The organism is Amycolatopsis sp. NPDC059235 (assembly GCF_042754125.1).
Classification (GTDB): domain Bacteria; phylum Actinomycetota; class Actinomycetes; order Mycobacteriales; family Pseudonocardiaceae; genus Amycolatopsis; species Amycolatopsis albidoflava.
Genome location: NZ_JBHZAG010000072.1, coordinates 17658 through 40286, shown reverse-complemented (window position 1 = coordinate 40286; position 22629 = coordinate 17658). Strand labels below are relative to the sequence as shown.

Genomic DNA, 22629 nt, shown 5'->3' with positions numbered 1-22629 from the left:
AGATCGGTGGGCAACTCGCGTGACCCCGGTCACCCCGCGTGGTCGTCGTGGCTGTTCAGGCACGGTTCACCTCCCCGTCGGCCACCGTGAACCTCGCGCCGGCGAGCTCGGTGGGCACGTCCTCGGCCACCGCCGCGGTGATGAGCACCTGCTCGGCGCCCGCGGAGACCTCGGCCAGCCGGGCCCGGCGCTTGCGGTCGAGTTCGGCAAAGACATCGTCCAGCAACAACACCGGTTCGCCCGCTTCGGCACGCAGAAGCTCGTAACTTCCGAGCCGCAAAGCGAGCGCGAACGACCACGACTCGCCGTGGCTCGCGTAGCCCTTCGCCGGGAGCTCGCCGAGGATCAGCTCCAGTTCGTCCCGATGCGGGCCGACGAGGCTGATCCCTCGCTCCAGTTCCTGCCGCCGCGAGTCGGCCAACGCCTTCAGCAACAGCTCGCGCAGTACCTCTGTGTCCGCACGCTCTCCGTCAGGCACGCCGTACGACGGCGGAAGCGCTTCGCCGAGCGAAGACTTGTACGCGATCTTCGCCGGGCGAGAGTCCGGTGCGACGCCCATATAAGCGTCAGCCGTGTACGGCGCGAGGTCCGCGATGAGGTTCAACCGTGCCGCCAGCAGCTGCGCGCCAGCCACCGAGAGATGGTCGTCCCACACATCGAGCGTCGACAGTGCGTACGGATCTTCGCGACCAGTACGGCGTTTGCCCGCAGTCTTAAGAAGCGCGTTGCGCTGCTTAAGCACCTTCTCGTAGTCCGCGCGCACGCCTGCGTACCGAGGCGCGCGAAGCACGAGTAACTCGTCCATGAACCGACGGCGTTCGCTCGGATCGCCGCGCACGAGTGAGAGGTCCTCGGGAGAGAACAGCACCGTACGCAGAATGCCGAGCACGTCGCGCGGCTTGCCGACCGCGCCCCGGTTCACGCGGGCACGGTTGGCGCGACCGGGCGTGATCTCGAGTTCGACCGTCAGCTCGCGGTCTTCGTTGACGACCGCGACCCGGACGAGCGCGCGTTCACAGCCATGGCGGACGAGCGGGGCGTCCGTGGCGACCCGGTGCGAACCGAGGGTCGCCACGTAGCCGATCGCTTCGAGCAGGTTCGTCTTCCCCCGGCCGTTCTGGCCGACGAGCACGACCGGCCCCGGTTCGAGGGCGAGGTCGGCCAGCGGCCAGGACCGGAAGTCGGTGACCTGGAGATGTCGCAGATACACGGGCGGGGACCGCGGGAGCTAGCTCCCGGCCTTCTTCACCGCGTGGCCGCCGAACTGGTTGCGCAGCGCGGCGACGGCGCGCATCGCGGCGGAGTCCTTCTGCCGCGAGGAGAACCGGGCGAACAGCGCGGCCGAGAGCACCGGGGCGGGCACCGCGTTGTTGACCGCTTCCTCCAGCGTCCAGCGGCCTTCGCCGGAGTCCTCGACGTAACCCTCGAGGTCGTCCAGCTCCGGGTCCTCGTCCAGCGCGCGCACCAGCAGGTCGAGCAGCCAGGAGCGGACCACGGTGCCGCGCTGCCAGCCCTTGATCACGGCGGGCACGTCGTCGACGGTCTTCGCCGCTTCGAGCAGTTCGAAGCCCTCGGCGTAGGCCTGCATGATGCCGTACTCGATGCCGTTGTGGATCATCTTCGCGTAGTGCCCGGCGCCGACCGAGCCGGCGTGCGAGAAGCCTTCCTCGCGCGGACCCTCCGGACGCAGCGCGTCGAAGATCGGCATCGCGCGCTGGACGTCGGACGCCGCGCCGCCGACCATCAGGCCGTAGCCGTTGTCCTTGCCCCACACACCGCCGGAGACGCCGCAGTCGAGGTAGCCGACCCCGTGCGACGCGAGCAGATCAGCGTTCAGCTTGTCGTCGGTGAACTTCGAGTTCCCGCCGTCGATCACCAGATCGCCCTCGGACAGCAGCTGCCCGAGCTCGGTGACGGTCTGCCGGGTCGGCTCCCCGGCCGGGACCATGATCCACACGATCCGGGGACCGGACAGCTTGGACACCAGGTCTTCGAGCGAGGTCGAGTCGCTGACGTCCTGGTTGCGGTCGTAGCCGACCACCTCGTGCCCGGCGGCGCGCAGCCGCTCGCGCATGTTGAAGCCCATCTTGCCCAGGCCGACGAGACCCAGCTGAACCATGAGATCCCCTTTGGATTGGATCGGTTTTCCTCGGTTGGACGCGCGCCGCTCAGCCCGGCAGCCGGACCGGCATGAGCAGGTAGAGATATCCGGGGACGACGTTGCCCTCGGCGTCGGCGGGCTTGATCAGCGCCGGCCGGTTGGGCGTGGTGAAGGTCAGCTCGGCCCGGTCGCTGTGCAGCGCGCCGAGCCCGTCGACGAGGTAGCCGGGGTTGAACGCGATGGTGACCGGCTCGCCCTCGTAGTCGACCTGCAGTTCCTCTTCGGCGCTGCCCTCGTCGTCGCCGCCGGCCGACAGCCGCAGCGAACCGTCGCCGAACTCGAGCCGCACCTGGGTGCCGCGCTCGGCGACCAGCGACACGCGCTTGATCGACTCGGTGAGCGCGCCGACCTCGATGACCGCGCGCGAGGTGTGGTTCGCGGGCAGCAGCTGGCGGTACGGCGGGAATTCGGCGTCGAGCAGCCGGGTGGTCGTGTAGCGGCCCGCGCCGGACAGGCCGAGCAGGCCGTCGCCGGAAGCGAGCGCGAGCTGCACGGTGGTGCCCGCGCCGCCGAGCGTCTTGGCGGCCTCGGCGAGCGTGCGCGCCGGGACGAGCACCGCGGCGTCGGACAGGCCCTCGGCCGGCTTCCAGGTGAACTCGCGCATGGCGAGCCGGAACCGGTCGGTGGCGACGAGGGTGAGCGTCTCGCCGGAGATCTCCAGCCGCATGCCGGTGAGCATGGGGAGCGTGTCGTCCTTGCCTGCCGCGGTGGCGACCTGGGTGACCGCCTGGCCGAAGACGTCGCCGGTGAGCTCGCCCGCGTGCGCGGGCTGGGACGGCAGCTGCGGGTAGTCCTCGACCGGCATGGTCGGGAGGCTGAACCGGGCGCTGCCGCACGTGATGGTGGCGCGGGCGCCGTCGACGGAGATCTCCACCGGCTGCGCGGGAAGCGCCTTGGTGATGTCGGCCAGCAGCCTGCCGGAGACGAGCAGCCGTCCGCCGTCGGCGATGGTCGCGGGAACGCCGACCGTGGCCGAGACCTCGTAGTCGAAGCCGGAGACCGTGAGCGCGTCGGACTCCCCGTCCGCGCCCGCGTCGAGGAGGACGCCGCCCAGGACCGGCACCGGAGGCCGGGAGGGGAGGCTTCTGGCCACCCACGCGACGGCGTCGGCGAGCCCGTCGCGCTCGACGCGGATCTTCATGCGCGCTTCCTTTCGACAGCCGAGCCCCTCGGCTCGTGAAGGGGTCGCCGGGTACCGGTCGTGAGCACCGCGTGCGACCGGGTCCCCGCCGGTCCGGTCCGCCCCGCGCGGGAACGGACCAGCTGCAGACATCCACGTTAGGCCGTCGCCGGGGGTGCCGTCACCTCGGCCTCCCCTTCACTTTGTCGACAAGACGACACGAATCTCGGCTTGTCCCCAGTTTCGTCCTCCGCCTGTTTTTGTTCTGTTCTTTCTTAGAAGAGATGAAAAACCAGTAGCAGTAATAGGGGCTGTGGATTGTGTGGACAGGGCTCGTTCGCGCTGGTCGTGGCGGGCGCGGGCCTGTGGGCAGCCCTGGTGGCGGATCGGTGGATGGTTCGGCCGATCCGTGGATGGTTTCGGGCCGTCCCCGATTCATCCACAATCCGGCCCAGTTGTCCCCAGGGTTGTCCCCAGGTTGGGGCCGAGTTGTACCCAGGCTCTGGGGGCAGTCCGAGCGGCCGGGATCGCCCTGGTGAGTGACGAACCACAGCTGTGGATGACCTGTGGGCAACCTGGGGAATCAGCGTGGACAACCCTGGGGACAACCTGTGGATTCGGTGTGAGTGGGATGTGGATCAAATCCGGGTCGTCGCAGCTCCGGGATCCGTTGGCACTGTGGGCAAACTGCCCACACCCTGGGGAAAACCCCTTGTGTATCAATAAGTTTGAGAAATTCTGTGTACACAGGCTGTGGACGTCTGTGGATACGTACGCGTGCTTCGCTCCTGCGCCGTTGCGTACGCACGCTTCGGCTGCGTACGCGCGAGAAGCCAGTCAGAGCACCAAAAAGGCCACCACGGGAGGTCCGTGGTGGCCTTGGGGTCGAAACAGGACTGTCTACAAGCGAGTGTCCAAACGCATCAGTCGGCTACTGCCGCGCGCGCTGCTTGATCCGCGACGTCAGCTCTTGCACCTGGTCGTAAATCCGCCGGCGCTCGGCCATCTCCTTGCGGATCTTCTTGTCCGCGTGCATGACGGTCGTGTGGTCGCGGCCGCCGAACGTCTGCCCGATCTTCGGCAGCGACATCTCGGTCAGCTCGCGGCAGAGGTACATCGCGATCTGGCGGGCCGTGGCGAGCGCCTTCGTCTTGCCGGGCCCGCACAGCTCGTCGAGCGTCACGTCGAAGAACTCGGCGGTGACGCCCATGATGGTCGGTGCGGTGATCTCCGGCGTGTGCGAATCCGGGATCAGGTCGCGCAGCACGATCTCGGCGAGCCCGGCTTCCACCGGCTGCTGGTTCAGCGACGCGAACGCGGTGACGCGGATCAGCGCGCCCTCCAGTTCGCGGATGTTCGCCTCGACCCGCGACGCGATGAACTCCAGCACGTCGCCGGGCACCGCGAGCCGGTCCTGCGCCGCCTTCTTGCGGAGGATCGCGATCCGGGTCTCCAGCTCAGGCGGCTGGATGTCGGTGATCAGGCCCCATTCGAACCGCGTCCGCAGCCGGTCCTCCAAGGTTTCCAGCCGCTTGGGCGGCCGGTCGGAGCTGACCACGATCTGCTTGTTCTGGTTGTGCAGCGTGTTGAAGGTGTGGAAGAACTCCTCCTGGGTGCCTTCCTTGCCCTCCAGGAACTGGATGTCGTCCACCAGCAGGATGTCGACGTCGCGGTAGCGCCGCTGAAAGGCGACCTTGCGGTCGTCGCGCAGCGAGTTGATGAAGTCGTTCGTGAACTCTTCGGTGGAGACGTACCGCACGCGCATGCCGGGGAACAGCCGCTGCGCGTAGTGCCCGACCGCGTGCAGCAGGTGCGTCTTGCCGAGCCCGGACTCGCCCCAGATGAACAGCGGGTTGTACGCGCGGGCGGGCGCCTCGGCCACAGCGACCGCGGCGGCGTGCGCGAAGCGGTTGGACGCGCCGATGACGAAGGTGTCGAAGTTGTACTTCTCGTTCAGCTTCGTCTTCGACGTCTGCGGCTGCGCGGGCGCGGTGTAGGGCTGGCCCGCGATCGGCTGCCCGGCGAACCGGGGCCAGATCTCGTTGGCGGTCGCCAGCGCTTCGCCCTCTTCGTCGACTTCTTCGTCCGGGTCCTCGATGTCGTCCAGGCCGGGGTGGGCCGGGTGCAGCGGCTGCTGCTGAGGTGGCGGCGGGTCGACCCGCGCCGGCGGAAGACCGGCCGCTTCGACCTGCGGCCGCCGCGGCGGCGGTTTCGGCTTCGGGCGCTCCGGGCGCACGTGATCGGCCTGGCCGTTTTCCGTGTGCGGGCTCGCGGGCGGCATCGGCTCCGGATGCGGGACATCGTTTTCCACCCGGGCGGGTGACGCCGCATAACGGGGAACCGGCGCGACCGGTTCGGTGCTGTCGACCTTCACCGCGAGCGACACCGGACGGCCGAGCCGCCGGGACAGCGCTTCGGTGATCGAGGTGCGCAGCGCGCGTTCGATGGCTTCCTTCGCGAAGTCGCTCGGCGCGGCGAGCAGCGCGGTGCCGTCGAGGAGACCGATCGGGCGGGTCACCCGCATCCAGGCTCGTTGCTGCGGGGAGAGGGTGCCGTCGGACAGCTCCCGCACCACCTGCTCCCAGATGACGCCCAGATTGTGCTGGTGCTCCGACACCGGTCTGACTCCCCTCCCCTCGTCGGCGCGCACGCCTCGGACCCACCCCGAGCACGTCCTGGAAGCTCGCCTCGAAGCACGCGGTCCGGACTCACCCGCGCGACGGCACAGCGATATCCACAAAGTTGTCCACAGCTGTGCACTAATGTACGGCCGTCCGCAGCCACGCCACCTGCGGGCTCGGCGTACTCCCCGGGCGCCTCCACACCCCCCGGCGCCGGCGAAGCGGCATCAGTCCTGCCCGGAGGCCGAGAGAGGCACGCTAACAAGCCCTGCCCGATGCCACAAGGCGTGGTGCTGCGCAAGCATTTCACGGTGTACGGCGTGTTGCCATTCGGTGCCGCGCCGTGCCGGGAGGCAGTCTCGCGGGTCGGTCGCCGAGGGTGGCGGAGGGGCGCCTGCGGCGTTCACGACCGGGGTGCGTACCCTCGTAAGGTCTCCCGTATGCGACGGGTGCGTTTCGCGTGCCTACGTATGTCGTCGCTCGTCGTGACGAGACCACCCGGTGGTAGGAGACAGCACGAACTTCCGTGCGACCCGCACGACACGCCGGGCGCCGGGGAATCCGCCGTCGCCCGACGGCCGAGACACAGGAGAAGCAGTGAGCAAGGGCAAGCGCACCTTCCAGCCGAACAACCGTCGTCGCGCGAAGACCCACGGTTTCCGCCTGCGCATGCGGACCCGCGCGGGTCGCGGCATCCTCGCGGCGCGCCGTCGCAAGGGCCGCGCCGAGCTGTCCGCCTGACTCGGCTCCGCCGAACCGCGTCGTGCTGCCCGCTGGCGCACGTCTGCGGCGGAGCGAGGACTTCCGGGTCGTCCTCCGCCGGGGGTCCCGAGCCGGCAGGCGCCGCCTCGTCGTTCATGCGTTGACCACGGACCCGTCCGTGGCCGCCTCGTTCGCGGCCAGGGCGGGTTTTGTGGTGAGCAAGGCCGTCGGCAACTCGGTGGTCCGCCACCGGGTCACCCGCCGGTTGCGCCACCTCGTTTCCGCGCGTCTCGGAACACTGCCCGCGGGCACTTCGTTGGTGGTACGGGCATTGCCTCCGGCGGCGTCCGCTTCGAGCGCGGAGCTCGGCTCCGATCTCGACGCCGCGCTGCGCCGGCTCGGCCTCGCGCCGTCCGGGGCCGATGCTCCCCGGCAGCCGCGTCAGCAGGGCGCGGCACCCGACCACGGATCAGCGGTGTAAACGGCCATGGACGCCACCTCCGAGCACAGCACCACCGAAGCACCCGAGGAAGGCAAGCCGCCCCGGCCCGGACCGGTCGCGTGGGTGCTGCTCCTTCCCGTGCGGTTCTACCGCAAGGCGATCTCGCCCTTTCTTCCCCCGGCCTGCCGGTTCTACCCGAGCTGCAGCGCGTACGCAGTCGAAGCATTGACCCGCCACGGCGCGGCCAAGGGCTCCTACCTCGCGCTGCGCCGGCTGCTTCGCTGCGGCCCGTGGACCCCGCCCGGCCGCGACCCGGTGCCCGAGAAGTTCTCGTGGCGACACCGCACGCCTGAAACACCGATCGAGGAGTAGCTCAGTGCTCGATTTCATCTACTACCCCGTGTCCTTCATCTTGTGGTGTTGGCACAAGGTCTTCGGGTTCGTCTTCGGGGAAGCGACCGCGATCTCGTGGATCCTCGGCATCATCTTCCTGACGTTCACCGTCCGCGGCATCATGTTCAAGCCGTTCGTGAACCAGGTCCGGTCGATGAAGAAGATGCAAGACTTCGCGCCGGAAATGAAGAAGATCCAGAAGAAGTACGCGAACGACCGGCAGCGCCAGGCGCAGGAGATGCAGAAGCTCCAGCGCGAGCACGGCGTCAACCCGCTCGGCAGCTGCCTTCCGATGATCCTTCAGATCCCGGTCTTCATCGGCCTGAACCACGTGCTGCGCGCGTTCACCATGCCGCCCGCAGGCGGCGGCGCGAAGACCGAGAACTACTTCTTCAACGCCCAGGACGTGTTGTCGTACACGAGCGCCAAGCTCTTCGGCGTCAACATGGGCGAGGCGGTCAACAACGGCGTCGGCGCTGTCGCGGGCCACGTCGCGAACGGCGGGTGGCACTGGGAGGTCCTCCCGGTCGCGCTGCCGCTGATGATCATCGCCTCGATCGCCACGCACCTCACCGCGCGCCACTCGGTCTCCCGGCAGAACGCGTCGGCCGCGGGCACCGCGCAGACCGCGATCATGAACAAGCTCACCATGTACGTCTTCCCGCTCGGTGTGCTCGTGTTCGGTGCGTTCTTCCCGCTCGGCCTTCTCTTCTACTGGCTGGCGAACAACGGCTGGACGCTCATGCAGCAGCGCCTCGTCTACACGAAGATCGACAAGGAAGAGGCGGCCCGCAAGGAAGAGGCGGCCGAGAAGCGCGCGTCGCTCGGCCCGAAGCCGGGCCAGAAGCCGACCGCGCCGAAGGTCGGGCAGAAGCCGGTGCAGCAGAAGAAGAACCAGCAGCAGGGTCAGCAGGGCAAGGTGACCAAGGCGGGTTCGGCGCACGGTTTCGCGCAGACGTCGACCGGTGGCAAGTCCGGCAACACGAAGTCCGACGGCGCCGCGTCGTCCGAGACGAAGGCAGCCGAACCGGCGGAGAGCGCGCCGGAGCAGACGTCGAACCAGAACGGATCGAAGGAGAACGGCACCGGAGTGCCCGGACTCCTCAAGGACTCGAACAGGAAGTCGGGCCGCAAGCGTCGCTGACGCTTCGGTTCGGAGAGGAGACTAAAGATGTCGGAGACGGTCGACACGATCGACGCCGATCAGGAAGAGACGAGCGCCGCGGCCGAGCCGAAGGCGGGCGGTGACGACGCTCTCGTGCAAGAGGGCGACATCGCCGGCGACTACCTCGAGCGTCTGCTGGACCTGCTCGACTACGACGGCGACATCGACCTGGACGTCGAAGCGGGCCGCGCGATCGTCAGCATCGACGGCGGCGACGACCTGGAGAAGCTGGTCGGCCCCCGCGGCACGGTGCTCGAAGCGCTGCAGGAGCTGACCCGCCTCGCGGTCCAGCAGGAGACCGGCTCGCGCAGCCGGCTGATGCTGGACATCGCCGGCTGGCGCGCGGACCGCCGGGAGGAGCTCCGCGAACTCGGCCGGTCCACCGCCGAGTCGGTGCTGTCGAGCGGCGAGCGGGTGCGTCTGCAGCCGATGAGCCCGTTCGAGCGCAAGGTCGTCCACGACGCGGTCGCGACGGTCAAGGGCGTCACGAGCGAGAGCGAGGGCGAGGACCCCAAGCGCCGCGTGGTGATCTTCCCCGAGGACTGAGCCCCTCGGACGCGCAGAGCCGCGTAGAGCACTGAGCCGAAGCGGCCCACCGGAGTTCCGGTGGGCCGCTTCTTTTATGCCTGCTTCGTGCTCCGGAACCGGAGGCGAGTCATACCGAGTTTCTCGACTGCCGCGATCGGTCTCTCGAAGCGCATCGGCACGGTTCCTTCGCTGAGGAGAGTCTTCCCCGCCGCCGGAGGACGATCGACATCGGTTCGGCAGCCAACCGTCGCCAGTTGCTTGGCTGGCATTGCCGCAGCCTCGATGTCTTGAGATGCGAAGGCGAAGTACTCATCCGGACGGCTGTCGGGACGTCGTTGCACCGGTGTCCCCCATCCCGACTCGCGCGCTTCGGCCCCGCCGGTGAGATCCGGATCGTCGGCACGGTGGAGCGTCAGTGATCACCGTGTCTCTGACGAGATGCGCGGGGCGGTCGGCGCGCCGGTCCCGCAGAGCGAATTACAAGCGTGGCGTTTCACGTGAAACTCGCCGAGCGCGCTCACCCGGGTCACCGCGTTTCACGTGAAACGACCTGTGGATCGCTCGGCGACTCGAGTGGAGTTGTCCACAGTTGCGGTCTGTCGGCTCGATTTGGCGTCGGCATCAGGGACAATCAACCGAGCGCGTTTCACGTGAAACGCGCGGAGCGAGGAGTGGGAGTAGTGAGCTTGGACGGCGCCACCGGGACGGTCCGGACCGCAGCGGTGGAGGTGTTCGGGGAGCGCGTCGAGCAAGCCGCCGGGTACGTGGAGCTGCTGGCGACTCATGGGGTCGAGCGAGGGTTGATCGGTCCGCGTGAGGTGGAGCGGCTGTGGGAGCGGCACGTGCTGAACTCCGCGGTGATCGGCGAGCAGATCCAGTCCGGGTCGCGCGTGGTCGACGTGGGGTCGGGCGCCGGCCTTCCGGGAGTACCGCTGGCGATCGCTCGACCGGACCTCGATATCGTGCTCTTGGAACCCATGGCTCGCCGGGTTGACTGGTTGGCCGAGGTCGCCGAGAAGCTGGAACTCCCGATCACCATCGTCCGTGGACGCGCCGAGGAGCGGTCCGTACGCGAGCAGTTGAGTGGCGCAGACGTCGTCACCGCTCGCGCGGTCGCCCCTCTTGCTCGGCTCGCGGGCTGGTGCCTTCCCCTGGTTCGTCCCGAAGGTCGACTGGTCGCCCTCAAAGGCGCCAGCGCCGCTGAAGAGATCTCCCGCGACCGCGACGCGGTGCGCAAGGCCGGTGGTGCCGAACCACAGGTCGCTGAATGCGGGAAGGCAGTACTCGAAGTCCCCAGCACGGTGGTCCTGATCCGTCGCCTGCTGCCGAAGCCGAACCGGCCACGCGGCAGACGGAGCTAGCGAACGACAAGAGCCGCGCCGTTCCACGTGAAACATCGCGGTGTGAACGCCCCCGAATCGTCTACCAGGAGGAGGTGTCGAGACCGGTGAATCCCCCGCCGTCCGACTCCGCGGAGGCCAGCCAGGAGATGGGCTGGACGCCGATCGCTGAAGAAGCCGTTCGCGCCGCGAGCGTGCTCCACCCCAAGGAAGGGGTACTCCCCCGACCGGCTCGCCGCCGCGTGCTGACCGTCGCCAACCAGAAGGGCGGGGTCGGCAAGACGACCAGCACCGTCAACCTGGCCGCGGCGCTCGCCGTGCACGGGCTGAAAACGTTGGTGATCGACCTCGACCCCCAGGGCAACGCCAGCACCGCGCTCGACATCGACCACCGCTCCGGGACGCCCTCGATCTACGAGGTGCTCATCGGCGAGGTCTCGATCGCCGAGGCCGCGCAGCAGAGCGAGCAGTCCCCCAACCTCTTCTGCGTGCCTGCGACGATCGACCTCGCCGGCGCCGAGATCGAACTCGTCTCCATGGCGAACCGCGAGACGCGGCTCAAGGAGGCGCTGTCGGCCGAGGTGCTCGACCAGATCGGCGTCGACTACGTCTTCATCGACTGCCCGCCGTCGCTCGGTCTCCTCACCGTCAACGCGATGGTGGCGGCGCAGGAAGTGCTCATCCCGATCCAGTGCGAGTACTACGCACTCGAAGGTCTCGGGCAGCTCCTCAGCAACATCGAACTCGTGCAGCAGCACCTGAACCGCGAACTCAGCGTGTCGACGATTCTGCTCACCATGTACGACGGTCGCACCAAACTGGCCGACCAGGTGACCAACGAGGTCCGCAATCACTTCGGCGACACGGTGCTGAAGACCGTCATCCCGCGCAGCGTGAAGGTGTCCGAGGCACCCGGCTACGGCCAGACCGTCCTCGCCTACGACCCCGGTTCACGTGGTGCCATGAGCTATCTCGACGCGGCGAAGGAGATCGCCGAGCGGGGTGTGAACGAGAGGAGCAGCACCACATGACTGAGCGCAGAGGAGGGCTCGGCCGCGGACTGGCGGCCTTGATCCCGACCGGACCGGCGACGCCTCCTCCGGCCGCGACCGAGGCCGCCACGCCCGCGGAGAAAGCGGTGCGCGAGGACAAGGGCTGGTTCGCGGCGAACGGTGCCGCGGGCCAGCCGGTCGCGGGCGGCGAGGTCGCCGGCGCGGTGTACCGCGAGATCCCGGTCAGCTCGGTCAAGCCGAACCCGAAGCAGCCTCGCCAGGTTTTCGACGAGGAAGCGCTCGCCGAACTCGAGCATTCGATCCGCGAGTTCGGGCTCATGCAGCCGATCGTGGTCCGCGAACTCGGCAACGACGAGTACGAACTCGTCATGGGCGAGCGCCGGCTGCGCGCCTCGCAGCAGGCGGAGCTCGAGGCGATCCCTGCGATCGTGCGGCAGACCGCCGACGAGTCGATGCTGCGGGACGCGTTGCTGGAGAACATCCACCGCGTGCAGCTGAACCCGCTCGAAGAGGCGGCGGCTTACCAGCAGCTGCTCGACGAGTTCGCGGTGACGCACGAGGAGCTGGCGAGCCGCATCGGCCGCAGCCGTCCGGTCATCACGAACACCATCCGGTTGCTCAAACTCCCCCTCGCCGTGCAGCGGCGGGTGGCGGCAGGCGTCCTGTCCGCCGGGCACGCGCGGGCGTTGCTGTCGCTGGAGGATCCGGAAAGCCAGGAGGAACTGGCGGCGCGGATCGTCGCGGAGGGCATGTCGGTGCGTGCCACCGAGGAAGCCGTCACGCTGAAGAAGAGCGAGAAGCCGGCCAAGCCGAAGGCCGCTCCCCGCAAGCCGATTCAGGCGCCCGGATTGCAGGAACTCGCGAACCGGCTGTCCGATCGGTTCGACACCCGGGTGAAGGTCGACCTCGGCCGGCGCAAGGGGCGCATCGTTCTCGAGTTCGGCTCGGTGGACGACCTCGAGCGGATCGTCGGGATCATCGACGCGAATTCCGGGGAAAAATCGGCGAATCAGGCCGACGAAACCGATTAGGGATCACCCAGGGTCGTTTCGTCACGGTGATGATTGCGGATCGAGGCGGCCATGGTCACCCGGAGTGGCCGCCGGAATCGACCGGCGCGGGGAGGGGCGGCAGACCGCCGCCCGCCCCCGTCCGCCTGGTTTTAGTTCGCGCGGGCGACGGCGCGCGCGACGAGGTCCGCGAAAACTGAACCGAGGGTGGTGCCGGCGGCTTCGACGGCCATCGGCACCGTCGAGGTTTCGGTGAGACCCGGCGAGAGGTTCACTTCGAGGAAGTGGACTCCCCCGTCCGGTGTGATCACCGCGTCGGTGCGTGAGATGTCGCGCAGCCCGAGCCACCGATGCGCGCCGACGGCGAGTTCGCCGACCGCCTTCGCGGCTTCGTCGGAAATCCGGGCCGGGGTGAAGAAGTCGGTAAGACCCGCGGTGTAGCGCGCGGTGTAGTCGTAGACGCCGCTCTCCGGCACGATCTCCACCGCAGGCAGGGCCTCGGCCCCGTTCTCCCCTTCGATGACCGTGACGGCCACTTCAACGCCGTCTACGAACCGTTCCGCGAGCACGGTGTCGCCATAGGCGAAGCAGCCGACCATCGCCGCGGGCAGCTCGGCCGCCTCCCGCACCACCTGCGTGCCGAGCGCGGACCCGCCCTGATCCGGCTTGAGGATCAGCGGCAGGCCGAGCCGCTCGACCATCGCGTCGAGCACCGACTGGGCGCCCAGCTCCCGGAAAGTGCTGTGCGGCAACACAACCCAGTCCGGTGTGGAGAACCCGGCCTGCTGCACGAAGGCCTTCGCGGTCGGCTTGTCCCAGGCGCGGCGGCAGCCCTGCGAATGGGTGCCGACGAACGGCACGTCGAGCATTTCCAGCACGGTCTGCACCGAGCCGTTCTCGCCCTCGCCGCCGTGCAGGGCGACGACAACCGCGTCCGGACGCTGCGTGCGCAGCCGCTCCAGCAGCCCGGCGTCGGTGTCCCACTCCTCCACCGTGAGGCCCTCGGCCCGCAGCGCGGCGGACAGCCTGCGCCCGGAGCGGAGCGAAACGTCGCGTTCGTGGGAAAGCCCGCCGGCGAGCACGGCAACGGTACGGTCGACCACCGTGGGAACTCCTTAGTGTTGCAGGGCCGGTCAGACCGTGTCCGGAGACGGGGTCTCGGGCCCCGGGATGGTGCGCGCCTTCACGCTACCGAAGGTGCGGCTGAGGTCCATTTCGGACTCGAGCACCGCGGCGAGGCGGCGCACGCCTTCCCGGATGCGCTCCGGCGTCGGGTAGCAGTACGACAACCGCATCTGGCGGGAGCCGAAACCGTCGGCGTAGAAACCGGTACCGGACGCGTACGCCACCCGAGCGGTGACCGCGCGCGGCAACATCGCTTTGGTGTCAACGCCTTCCGGCACGGTGACCCACACGTAGAAGCCGCCGTCGGGGTTGGTCCAGGAGCAGCCGGGCGGCAGATACTGTTGCAGCGCCGACAACATCGCGTCGCGGCGTTCCCGGTAGTTCTCCCGGAACTTCTTGATCTGGCCCTTCCAGTCGTGCGTCGCGAGATAGCGCGAGACGATCATCTGGTTGAAGGTCGGCGGGCACAGCGTCGCGGATTCCGCTGCCAGCACCAGCTTTTCGCGCACCGCGTGCGGCGCGAGCACCCAGCCGACGCGCAGCCCGGAGGCGAACGTCTTCGAGAACGAGCCGAGGTACACGACGTTGTCCGGGTCGAGCGAGCGCAGCGCCGGGTAGGCCTGGCCGTCGAAACCGAGCAGGCCGTACGGGTTGTCCTCGATGATCAGCACGCCGTGCTCGCGGCAGATCTCCACGATCTCCGGACGTCGTTCGACGGAAAGGGTAACGCCGGCCGGGTTGTGGAAATTCGGGATCGTGTAAAGGAATTTGACCCGCTGCCCGGCTTTTTCGGCCTGGCGCAAGGCTTCCCGCAACCCTTCGGGCACGAGACCGTGCTCGTCCATCGCGACGTGCACGACGTTCGCCTGGTACGCGGAAAACGATCCGAGCGCGCCGACGTACGACGGGCCTTCGGCGATCACGACGTCGCCGGGGTCGCAGAAGAGCCGGGTCACCATGTCGAGGCCCATCTGGGAACCGACGGTGACCACGACGTCGTCGGGGTGCGCCTTGATGCCCTCGAGAGCCATGATTTCGCAGATCTGGTCCCGCAGCGCCGGAACGCCGTGCGCGGACCCGTACTGCAGGGCGACGAGCCCCTCCTCGGCGATGATCTCGCCGACCTGGGCCGAGAGCGTGTCGAGCGGCAGCGCGGCGAGGTTCGGCATGCCGCCTGCCAGCGAGACGACCTCCGGCCGGCTTGCCACTGCGAAAAGCGCGCGGATCTCGGATGCGGTCATCCCCGCGGTACGTGCCGCGTACCGGTCGAGATGAGGGTCGAGATTGTGGCGGCCGGTCTGCGGCTTGGCTGGGCGGTTCTCGGTCATCGGACACCTGAGGGCTCGGTGGGTACCTGCTGGTAGATCCATCGAGTGTAACCGCGGCCTCTTCCGGCTCCCCGCTCTTCCGGCGCTTGTCACATCGGCCTATCCTCGGGGAGGTTCTTCCGGTGCCGCCTGCGCTTTTGCGGGCGTCGAGGCCGGAGTTGCGGGGTCCAGGGAGGTTTCAGGTGTCACGTCGCGTGGTGGGCGTCACCCTGGACAACCTCGAGCACCTGCCCAAAAGCTGCCGGCAGTGCGTGTACTGGGAGCTCGCGCCGCACCTGAAGGCGCAGGCCGAGGAGTACGGCTCCACCGAGGTCGAGAAGGAAGCCTGGGTGTCCAGCGTGCTGCTGGAATGGGGTTCCTGCGGCCGCATCGTCTACAGCGACACGCTGCCGGTCGGGTTCGTGCTCTACGCCCCGCCGAACGCGGTGCCCCGCTCGCTCGCTTTCCCGACGTCGCCGCCCAGCGCCGACGCCGTCCTGCTCACCGCGTTCCAGATCCTGCCGGAATTCCGCGGCGGCGGCCTCGGCCGGATGCTGGTGCAGGCCGTGGCGAAGGACCTGACCAAACGCGGCGTCCGCGCGATCGAATCCTTCGGCGACGCCATGCCCGACGACGAGGACCCGCTTGGCCAGCACTCGTGCGTGCTGCCCGCGGCGTTCCTGCAGAGCGTGGGCTTCAAAACGGTGCGCCCGCACCCGAAGTACCCGCGGCTGCGCCTGGAACTGCGCTCGGCGATCACCTGGAAGGAAGACGTCGAAGCGGCCCTGGAGCGGCTGCTCGGCCAGGTGACGATCACGACCGCGGAACCGAGCCTCGGCCGAGCCTGACTGTTCCTTATCGCTGCTGTTTCGGATCAGCCAGAATGACCTTGCTGGCACCCACCATGAACAACCCGCCCGGCTTGCTCTCTGCGATCCGTACTGCCCGGCTCCGCCGTTACTCTCAGTGCTGATCGAGCTGAGCGCCTGACTTCCCGCCGGACTTCCACCCTTGCTTGGGCAGCCTCAGCTGGCCCCTATCCGGAGCCGCCTGAACAGCATCGACCGAGGTCAGCCTGCGGCCAGTTCCCCGCCGGTCCGCTCGGGCCTTAGAGGTCGTCCGCCTCTGCCTGACGCGCCCCATACCACCTCAGGATCGCCCGGGAAACACCCACTCCCGGTACCTGTGCACAACTGTGGAAGAACCCCCGAGTTATCCACAGATTGCAGATAGAGGCCGTGGAAAAGCTGTGGATGGATAGAATGGATCTGGGGACGCCCCCCGGTGAGGGTGGGGGTTGCCCCCAGGTGTGGTGGCGGCTGGAGCGGCGCGGCGCAAGTTCTTGTGGCGCCGGTTAAGCGGTGGGGTGGCTCCGGTTGCGGGGCGCCGGAGGGCGCGGTTGGCGGTGTGTGGGGTGGTGGCTTGCCTCGTGGTGGGGCTTGGGGGTGCTGGGCCGCGGGCGGGGCGGGCTGTGGTGACTGTGGGTAGTTGTCGGCTGGGGTGCGGTCGGGTCAGCACGGGTAAACGGGGAGCGGTGGCTGGGCGCGCGGAGGGCTGAGAGGGGCGGCAGCCGGTTGGGGCGTGCTGGAGGTGGCCCTGGCGGGATTCGGCGATGAAAGTCCGGTGAAGGGCGTCTCAGGGGTCAAGAGGGTGTGGAAGGAAGGCCTAGGTCGACCGGAAGGAAGGCGGCCGGAGAGGGAGGGGGTTATTCGGCCTTCGCGAGTTCGTGGGCCAGGACGTCGGCGAAGGTGAAGGTGCCGGTGGGCTGGTCGCCCTCGCCCAGGAGGTAGAGGCGCTTCACCGCGATGAGGATGCCTTCGGCCACGACGTCCCGGAAGGCGGGGTCGCCAAGGCGGGCGGCGTCGTCCGGGTTGGTCAGGTAGCCGATTTCCACGCGGACGGCTGGGCAGCGCGTGCGGGTGAAGATTTCCCACGTCTTGTAGTGCGTGCGGCAGTCCAGCAACCCAGTGCGGGCGGCGACCTCGCGCTGGATGAAGCCGGCCAGCAGTTCGCCCACGGTGGACGTCGTGCCGTTGCCGGTGCCGAAGTGGAAGCTCGCGACGCCCTGCGCGCGCGGCGACGGGTTGCTGTCGCTGTGCAGCGACAGGAACAGGTCCGCGCCGGCGTCGTTGGCGAAACGGGCGCGTTCGAAGTCCGTCGGGCTGTGGTTCGGGCCTCGGCTGATCAAGGCTTCCATGCCAGTGGCCTGCATGCGGCCTTCGAGCCGGCGCGCCAGGTCCCAGGCGATGTCTGCTTCGCGCAGGCCCCCGGCGACGACACCGAGGTCCTCGCCGCCGTGGCCCGGGTCGATCACGATGCGCTTGCCGCGCAGGCGCGGGCCTGCCTGGCGCACCTGCTCCTGCTCGCGCAGGAAGACCGGGCGGCCGCCGCGGGCGCGCGGGGACGAGAGGCGGTGCAGTTCGCGGATGGTGGCCGGGCCGCAGATGCCGTCCGACGTCAGCCGCATGTCGCGTTGGAACGTGCGCAGGGCGCGCTCGGTCTGGGGGCCGAAGTAGCCGTCCGGGCGGCCCGCGTCGAAGCCCAGCTCGGTGAGCCGTTCCTGAAGAGTGAAAACGTCGTCGCCGTTCACCGGCGACGACAAAAGGTACTGGAGCGGGCGGCTCCCGAGGTGATAGCTGGCGCCCTTGAGCGCCTGGTACGTCGCCTGGCCCACTACGCCGTCGGTGATGAGCCCGCGGCGCTGCTGGAACGCGCGCACGGCCTGCTCCACCGCGACGTCGAACGTGTTGTACCGCTCGGTCCCCGCCACCGGCGGGAGCAGATCCATCCCGGCAAGGATCGACCTGATCTCGGCGACGTCGGGACCGGCGTCACCGCGGCGGAGTACCCGCATGCACTCCTCGCTCTTCCTCAGGCACCGAAACCGGCTCGATGCGAAACAGAAACCCGGGTAGGGGTGTACCCAGGCACCTATTGTGCCCTGTGAACTCTCGGTGAGTACGCAGGCCCGGTCGGTGCGCCGCCGGACGGGTGCGTCTTCCCCAGGCAGACACGCCAAGTGCACCTGCGGACACCCCTCCGCGCGGGTGTCCCCCGAACGTGCGAGAACCCGGGTCGGCGGGTCGAATCGCCGCAGGCCCGGGTTCTCAGCAGGTGGACCGGCTCAGAGCACGTCGGCGAGATCGGACAGCAGCGCGGCCTTCGGCTTCGCGCCCACGATCTGCTTCACCGGCTTGCCGCCCTGGAACAGGATCAGCGTCGGAATCGACATCACCTGGTAGTCACGCGCCGTGTTCGGGTTCTCGTCGATGTCGAGCTTCGCGACGGTGATCTTGTCGCCGTTTTCCTTCGCGATCTCCTCGAGCACCGGGGCGACCATCTTGCACGGGCCGCACCAGGTCGCCCAGAAGTCGACGAGAACGGGCTTCTCGCTGGTGAGGACGTCGTCCACGAACGACTTGTCGGTCACCTTCACGGGTTCGGACATCGCTTGCTCCTTCAACTCGGTGGGAAAGTCAGTGCTCGCCGGCGCCGTAGCCGCCGCCGACCAGTTCCGGTGCCTCGTGCGCCTCGGACTCGCCGTGCTCCGCGAGCCATCGTTCCGCGTCGATCGCCGCGCTGCAGCCGGAGCCGGCCGCGGTGATCGCCTGCCGGTAGGTGCGGTCCACCAAGTCGCCCGCGGCGAACACGCCGGGCACGTTCGTGTAGGACGTGCGGCCCTGGGTCAGCACGTAGCCGTCCTCGTCCACGTCCACCTGGCCGCGCACCAGTTCGCTGCGCGGGTCGTGGCCGATCGCGACGAAGAACCCGGTCACGTCGAGCGTCTTCTCGTCGCCGGACTGCGTGTCGCGCACCTTCAGGCCGGACACCGTCCCGTCGCCCTCGACGCCGGTGATCTGCGAGTTCAGCTGCCACTTGATCTTCTCGTTCGCGCGAGCGCGCTCGAGCATGATCTTCGACGCCCGGAACTCGTCGCGGCGGTGCACGATCGTCACGGACTTGGCGAACTTCGTCAGGAAGGTCGCCTCCTCCATCGCCGAGTCGCCGCCGCCCGCGACCGCGATGTCGTGGTCGCGGAAGAAGAAACCGTCGCAAGTCGCACAGGCGGACACGCCGCGGCCGAGCAGCTCCTGCTCGCCCGGCACCTTCAGGTACCGCGCGGCGGCGCCCATGGCCAGCACCACAGCGCGGGCGGCGTAGCGCTTGCCGTTCGCGACGACGTACTTCACGTCGCCGGTCAGCTCGAGCGACTCGACGTCCTCCGCGCGCAGTTCGGCGCCGAAACGCTCGGCCTGCTTGCGCATCTCCTCCATCAGGTCCGGACCCTGGATCCCGTCGCGGAAGCCCGGGAAGTTCTCGACCTCGGTGGTCGTCATCAGCGCGCCGCCGAACTGGGTGCCCTCGAACACCAGCGGTTCGAGCTGTGCGCGCGCCGCGTAGACCGCTGCGGTGTAACCGGCAGGACCCGACCCGACGACGATCAGGTTCCTGATTTCCTCGGCAGCCACCCGTCAACCCTCCGCTCGTCATGACCTGTGCTCCAGGCTCAACACGATCGTAGGTGGAGGTGTTCCCGGCGGTGACGCCCGCTACGTCCGGGCCGCTACTTCTTGCCGACCACCTTGTCGAACAGCTTGTCCGCGTTGCCCGGACCGCAGTCCGCGCCGAACGCGACCAGCCGGAACTGCGCGAGCTTGCCGGTGGTGTAAATCGCCACCACGCCCGGCTTGCCCCCGACGGTCACCGGCCGTACGCCTTCCGGCCGCACGTTCGGATCCATGCCGGCCGCGGTGACGCATGCGTCGAACCGCTTCGAGTCCTGCAGCGGGCCGTAGTTCCGCACGCCGAGACCGCCGCCCAGCAGCGATTCCGCCCCGCTGCCGTCGCTGCCGACGGACGGGCCGCCCACCGCGGACGGTGCGGGCGCGGCGACGCCGGACGTGTCCGTCTTGGTCGTACCGGGAACGGTCAGCGTGATGGCCACCGCGGCGGCCGCGGCGGCGGTCAGGATCCCGGCACCCCAGCCGAGCTGCCGGTTCCGCCGTTTCCGCGCGGCCGACAGGTCCACCACCGGCGCGACCGGCTGCTCAGCGGGCTCCGGTGCGGCCGCCGGAAACGTGGCCTCCTGCCGGGCCGCCGACTCCGCGGCGAGCGCGGCGTCGAGCCTTGCCGCGAACTCGGCGGGCATCGGCGGGGCCGGTTCCGCGGCGAGCGCGGACAGGTCGGCGGTGGTCGCTTCGAGGGCCTCGAGAATCGCGCGCGCCTCCGGATCCGCGTTCACCCGCGGCCAGAGCTGTGCTGCCTCCTGGTCGTCGAGGACCCCGGCGTGGAGGTCGGCGAGCAGGTCGACAGACCAGGGCGGCCCGATGGTTCCGCCTGCCCCCCGGCTCTCGTCCGTCATCGTCCCTCCCCGTTCCCCGGCGAGCGCTGGGCTCGCCCGGCACTCCGGGACCCCTCCGAAGTGGCGTGCTTGCGTTTGCTTTCGTTAGTTGGGACGTCGCCACCCCCGTCCGGGTTCCGCAGATGCCCGAGAACCTTCGCGAGTTTTCCCCGCCCGCGCGCGCAGCGGCTCTTGACCGTGCCCTCGGCGATGCCGAGCATTTTCGCCGTCTCCGCCACGGAATAGCCCTCGACGTCGACGAGCAGGATCGGCGCGCGCTGGTCCTCGGGCAGCTCGTCGAGCGCCTTGCGGACCAGCAGGCTGGTTTCCTTCTCCGCCATCGAATCGCCGGGCGCGGCCGGTTCGTTGAACTCCCCGGTCTCCGGAAGCGGAACGGTCGGGCGGGCCTGCCTTCGCCGGATCCGGTCGAGGCACGCGTTCACCACGATCCGGTGCAGCCAGGTCGTGACCTGCGATTCCGCGCGGAACTTGCCCGCCGCGCGGAAGGCCGAGATGAACGCCTCCTGCAGCGCGTCCGACGCCTCTTCCGGATCGCGCAGCGTGCGCAGCGCCACCGCCCACATGCGGTCTCGATGCCGCCGGACCAGTTCACTGAACGCATGCGGATCGCCCGCGGCGTGCGCCGCGATCAGATCCGCATCCGTGGGAGCTGCAGCCGTCACCCGGCAGAGCCTACTGAGTCGCCCGCTGAGTCGTGCTCGCAGCTCACGCCGCAGGCAGGAAGCTCAGTTCTCCGATCTGGCTCACGAAGCCGTCGCCGCCGTTGTCGCCCAGCTGGGTGATCCAGACGATGAAGTACTGGCTTTGCGTCGGCTGCTGCAGCGTGATCGTGGTGTCCGGCCCGTTCAGGTCGCCGCCTCCGACCACCTTGGTGTCGTCGAGCTGCGGGTTCTTGCTGTCCGCCGACCGGATCTCGACCTTCGTGCCCGGACTGTTCGCGCTGATCTTCACCTGCGCGAGGTTCACCGGGTTGTCGAACTGGACCGCGATCCCGACGCCGGGCTTCAGCGCGGGCAGCTGCTGCTGGTACTGGTCGGTCTTCCAGACCGTTCCCGGATCGCCGTCGATCGTGTTCTTCGCCCGGCCCGGGTTGTCGCCGGAGCCCTGCGGGTTGTAGAGCGACGCCGACTTCGGGGCCACCGGGTCGCCGATCTTCGGCGCCGCGGGCGGCTGGTTCGCCGGCGGCGGGGCCTGGTTGCCCGGTTTCGCCGGAGCGCTGCTCGGCGGCGCCGCGACGTTGATCGCCGGACCGGTGGGCTTGCCGTCGCCCTGGAACAGGTTGATCAGCATCAGCCCGCCCCACGCGAGGATCACCACGGTGGCGACCACCAGCACGGTGACGCCGAAGGCCAGCTTCCGCCGCCGCGCGACGTCCTTCACCGGCTTCTTCGTGGTCCAGATCGTGCCGTCGGTCTCGGCGGCCGCCTCGTTCTTGCCGACCGCGTTGATCAGCTGGGTGCGTTCCTCCTGCTCGGCGACCTGGCCGAGCACGCGCAGGATGGCCGAGCTGGTGCGGATCCCGCCGCTGCCGCCGTCCTCGATCGTGCGCACGGCCAGCGAAGACAGCTCCGGCGGCACCGCGGGCACCAGCGACCGCGGCGGCACCACGTGCCCCTGCGGCGTGAGCGGGGCCGCGGGGATCGCGGGCGGCCCGCCCGGCAGCGCCCAGCGTCCGGTGAGCAGCAGATACAACACCGCGCCGAGCGCCTTGACGTCGTCGCGGAGAGTGGCTTCCGGCAGCGGGCCGGGGAAGGCGAGCTTGAGCGCGCCGCCCGGCGTGAGCCGCAGCCGCTGCGGGTGGTCGAGGCCGAGGACGAGGCCGTTCTGGTGGGCGTGGTCGACCGCTTCGGCGAGCGCCTGCACCATCCGCGCGGCCGCGGCGGGGGCCACCGGGCGCTGCGCGACCAGGTCCACCAGGTCGCTGCCCTTGGTCCACTCCGCCACCACGACGCCGAGCAAGCCCTCGCTCGAGGTGACGCCGCTGCCGAGGCTGAGCACGTCCAGCACGCGTGCGACGCCGCCGTGCCCGAACTTCGACGCGTGCGCGGCCCGTTCCAGCGTGCGCCGGGCCTGCCGGGCCGCCTCCGGATCCGCCGGATCGCCGACCAGCAAGGTCAGCGCGACGTCCCGCTTGAGCTGTCCGTCGCGTGCCCGCCACAGGTGCGCGGCGGCTCGTTCGTCCACCCCGAACTGGGCAAGCAGGCGATACCGGCCGTCCCCTACGACGCGTCCGGGCGCGAGCGATCCGCCCCGGGCGCGAATGCCCGCGGCGTCCCCCGCCTGCTCGCTTCGTCTCGTGTCCACGCTCTCTCCCGCTTCGCTCCCGGCACCGAGGGTACC

21 protein-coding genes are annotated in these 22629 nt (G+C 69.2%); 9 read left to right on the top strand and 12 right to left on the bottom strand.

Features of this window, described 5'->3' with window-relative positions; genetic code table 11:
* Positions 1 to 55: 55 nt before the first annotated feature.
* From recF to dnaA, 4 genes are all read right to left on the bottom strand, one after another.
* Complete coding sequence (gene recF / locus ACFXI3_RS34915; RefSeq protein WP_378405388.1) at positions 56 to 1210, bottom strand: DNA replication/repair protein RecF; 1155 nt, start codon at positions 1208 to 1210, stop codon at positions 56 to 58.
* 18 nt (positions 1211 to 1228) lie between these two features.
* Positions 1229 to 2119, bottom strand: coding sequence for a phosphogluconate dehydrogenase (NAD(+)-dependent, decarboxylating) (gnd, locus tag ACFXI3_RS34910; RefSeq protein ID WP_354735896.1), 891 nt, complete (start codon positions 2117 to 2119; stop codon positions 1229 to 1231).
* A gap of 49 nt (positions 2120 to 2168) precedes the next feature.
* Positions 2169 to 3302, bottom strand: coding sequence for a DNA polymerase III subunit beta (gene dnaN, locus ACFXI3_RS34905; RefSeq protein WP_037363523.1), 1134 nt, complete (start codon positions 3300 to 3302; stop codon positions 2169 to 2171).
* Between the two features lie 910 nt (positions 3303 to 4212).
* Entirely contained in the window at positions 4213 to 5898 is a 1686-nt protein-coding gene (gene dnaA / locus ACFXI3_RS34900) for a chromosomal replication initiator protein DnaA (protein WP_378405385.1), read from the bottom strand.
* Between the two features lie 601 nt (positions 5899 to 6499).
* Between dnaA and rpmH the strand changes: the two genes are divergently transcribed.
* From rpmH to ACFXI3_RS34860, 8 genes are all read left to right on the top strand, one after another.
* Positions 6500 to 6643: a 50S ribosomal protein L34 gene (rpmH, locus tag ACFXI3_RS34895; protein ID WP_116205226.1), complete on the top strand. Its 144-nt coding sequence runs from the start codon at positions 6500 to 6502 to the stop codon at positions 6641 to 6643.
* A gap of 22 nt (positions 6644 to 6665) precedes the next feature.
* Entirely contained in the window at positions 6666 to 7085 is a 420-nt protein-coding gene (gene rnpA / locus ACFXI3_RS34890; protein ID WP_344282422.1) for a ribonuclease P protein component, read from the top strand.
* Positions 7086 to 7091: 6 nt separating this feature from the next.
* Positions 7092 to 7418 (top strand): membrane protein insertion efficiency factor YidD, encoded by a 327-nt coding sequence (yidD, locus tag ACFXI3_RS34885; RefSeq protein WP_116205228.1) that lies wholly within the window; start codon positions 7092 to 7094, stop codon positions 7416 to 7418.
* A 4-nt stretch (positions 7419 to 7422) separates the two neighbouring features.
* Positions 7423 to 8583, top strand: coding sequence for a membrane protein insertase YidC (yidC, locus tag ACFXI3_RS34880; protein WP_378405382.1), 1161 nt, complete (start codon positions 7423 to 7425; stop codon positions 8581 to 8583).
* 27 nt (positions 8584 to 8610) lie between these two features.
* A complete protein-coding gene (locus ACFXI3_RS34875) occupies positions 8611 to 9150 on the top strand; it encodes a R3H domain-containing nucleic acid-binding protein (RefSeq protein ID WP_037809133.1) in 540 nt (179 codons plus the stop codon).
* 662 nt (positions 9151 to 9812) lie between these two features.
* Complete coding sequence (gene rsmG, locus ACFXI3_RS34870; protein WP_378405381.1) at positions 9813 to 10493, top strand: 16S rRNA (guanine(527)-N(7))-methyltransferase RsmG; 681 nt, start codon at positions 9813 to 9815, stop codon at positions 10491 to 10493.
* 86 nt (positions 10494 to 10579) lie between these two features.
* Positions 10580 to 11503, top strand: coding sequence for a ParA family protein (locus tag ACFXI3_RS34865; RefSeq protein ID WP_344282434.1), 924 nt, complete (start codon positions 10580 to 10582; stop codon positions 11501 to 11503).
* The gene (locus tag ACFXI3_RS34860) at positions 11500 to 12516 is read left to right on the top strand and encodes a ParB/RepB/Spo0J family partition protein (RefSeq protein ID WP_344282437.1); all 1017 of its coding nucleotides are present in this window, start codon (positions 11500 to 11502) and stop codon (positions 12514 to 12516) included. Before ACFXI3_RS34865 ends, ACFXI3_RS34860 begins: the two co-directional genes overlap by 4 nt.
* Positions 12517 to 12647: 131 nt before the next feature.
* Here the strand turns inward: ACFXI3_RS34860 and ACFXI3_RS34855 are convergent, their stop codons facing one another.
* A complete protein-coding gene (locus ACFXI3_RS34855; protein WP_344282439.1) occupies positions 12648 to 13598 on the bottom strand; it encodes a D-alanine--D-alanine ligase in 951 nt (316 codons plus the stop codon).
* Between the two features lie 30 nt (positions 13599 to 13628).
* Positions 13629 to 14948: a PLP-dependent aminotransferase family protein gene (locus ACFXI3_RS34850; RefSeq protein WP_344282443.1), complete on the bottom strand. Its 1320-nt coding sequence runs from the start codon at positions 14946 to 14948 to the stop codon at positions 13629 to 13631.
* Between the two features lie 182 nt (positions 14949 to 15130).
* Between ACFXI3_RS34850 and ACFXI3_RS34845 the strand changes: the two genes are divergently transcribed.
* A complete protein-coding gene (locus ACFXI3_RS34845; RefSeq protein WP_344282446.1) occupies positions 15131 to 15775 on the top strand; it encodes a GNAT family N-acetyltransferase in 645 nt (214 codons plus the stop codon).
* An 857-nt stretch (positions 15776 to 16632) separates the two neighbouring features.
* On the opposite strand, the gene ACFXI3_RS34840 is transcribed toward ACFXI3_RS34845, so the two are convergent.
* From ACFXI3_RS34840 to ACFXI3_RS34815, 6 genes are all read right to left on the bottom strand, one after another.
* A complete protein-coding gene (locus ACFXI3_RS34840) occupies positions 16633 to 17781 on the bottom strand; it encodes an N-acetylmuramoyl-L-alanine amidase (protein WP_344282451.1) in 1149 nt (382 codons plus the stop codon).
* Between the two features lie 270 nt (positions 17782 to 18051).
* Positions 18052 to 18375, bottom strand: coding sequence for a thioredoxin (gene trxA, locus ACFXI3_RS34835; protein WP_009085330.1), 324 nt, complete (start codon positions 18373 to 18375; stop codon positions 18052 to 18054).
* Between the two features lie 28 nt (positions 18376 to 18403).
* Positions 18404 to 19396, bottom strand: a complete 993-nt coding sequence (gene trxB, locus ACFXI3_RS34830) for a thioredoxin-disulfide reductase (protein WP_344282458.1) — start codon at positions 19394 to 19396, stop codon at positions 18404 to 18406.
* Positions 19397 to 19491: 95 nt separating this feature from the next.
* Positions 19492 to 20289 carry a hypothetical protein gene (locus ACFXI3_RS34825; RefSeq protein ID WP_378405380.1) on the bottom strand — a complete coding sequence of 266 codons (798 nt, stop codon included), beginning with the start codon at positions 20287 to 20289 and terminating at the stop codon, positions 19492 to 19494.
* Positions 20286 to 20951, bottom strand: a complete 666-nt coding sequence (gene sigM / locus ACFXI3_RS34820; RefSeq protein ID WP_344282464.1) for an RNA polymerase sigma factor SigM — start codon at positions 20949 to 20951, stop codon at positions 20286 to 20288. Before sigM ends, ACFXI3_RS34825 begins: the two co-directional genes overlap by 4 nt.
* Positions 20952 to 20994: 43 nt before the next feature.
* Positions 20995 to 22593, bottom strand: coding sequence for a protein kinase family protein (locus ACFXI3_RS34815; protein ID WP_344282467.1), 1599 nt, complete (start codon positions 22591 to 22593; stop codon positions 20995 to 20997).
* Between the last annotated feature and the right edge of the window lie 36 nt (positions 22594 to 22629).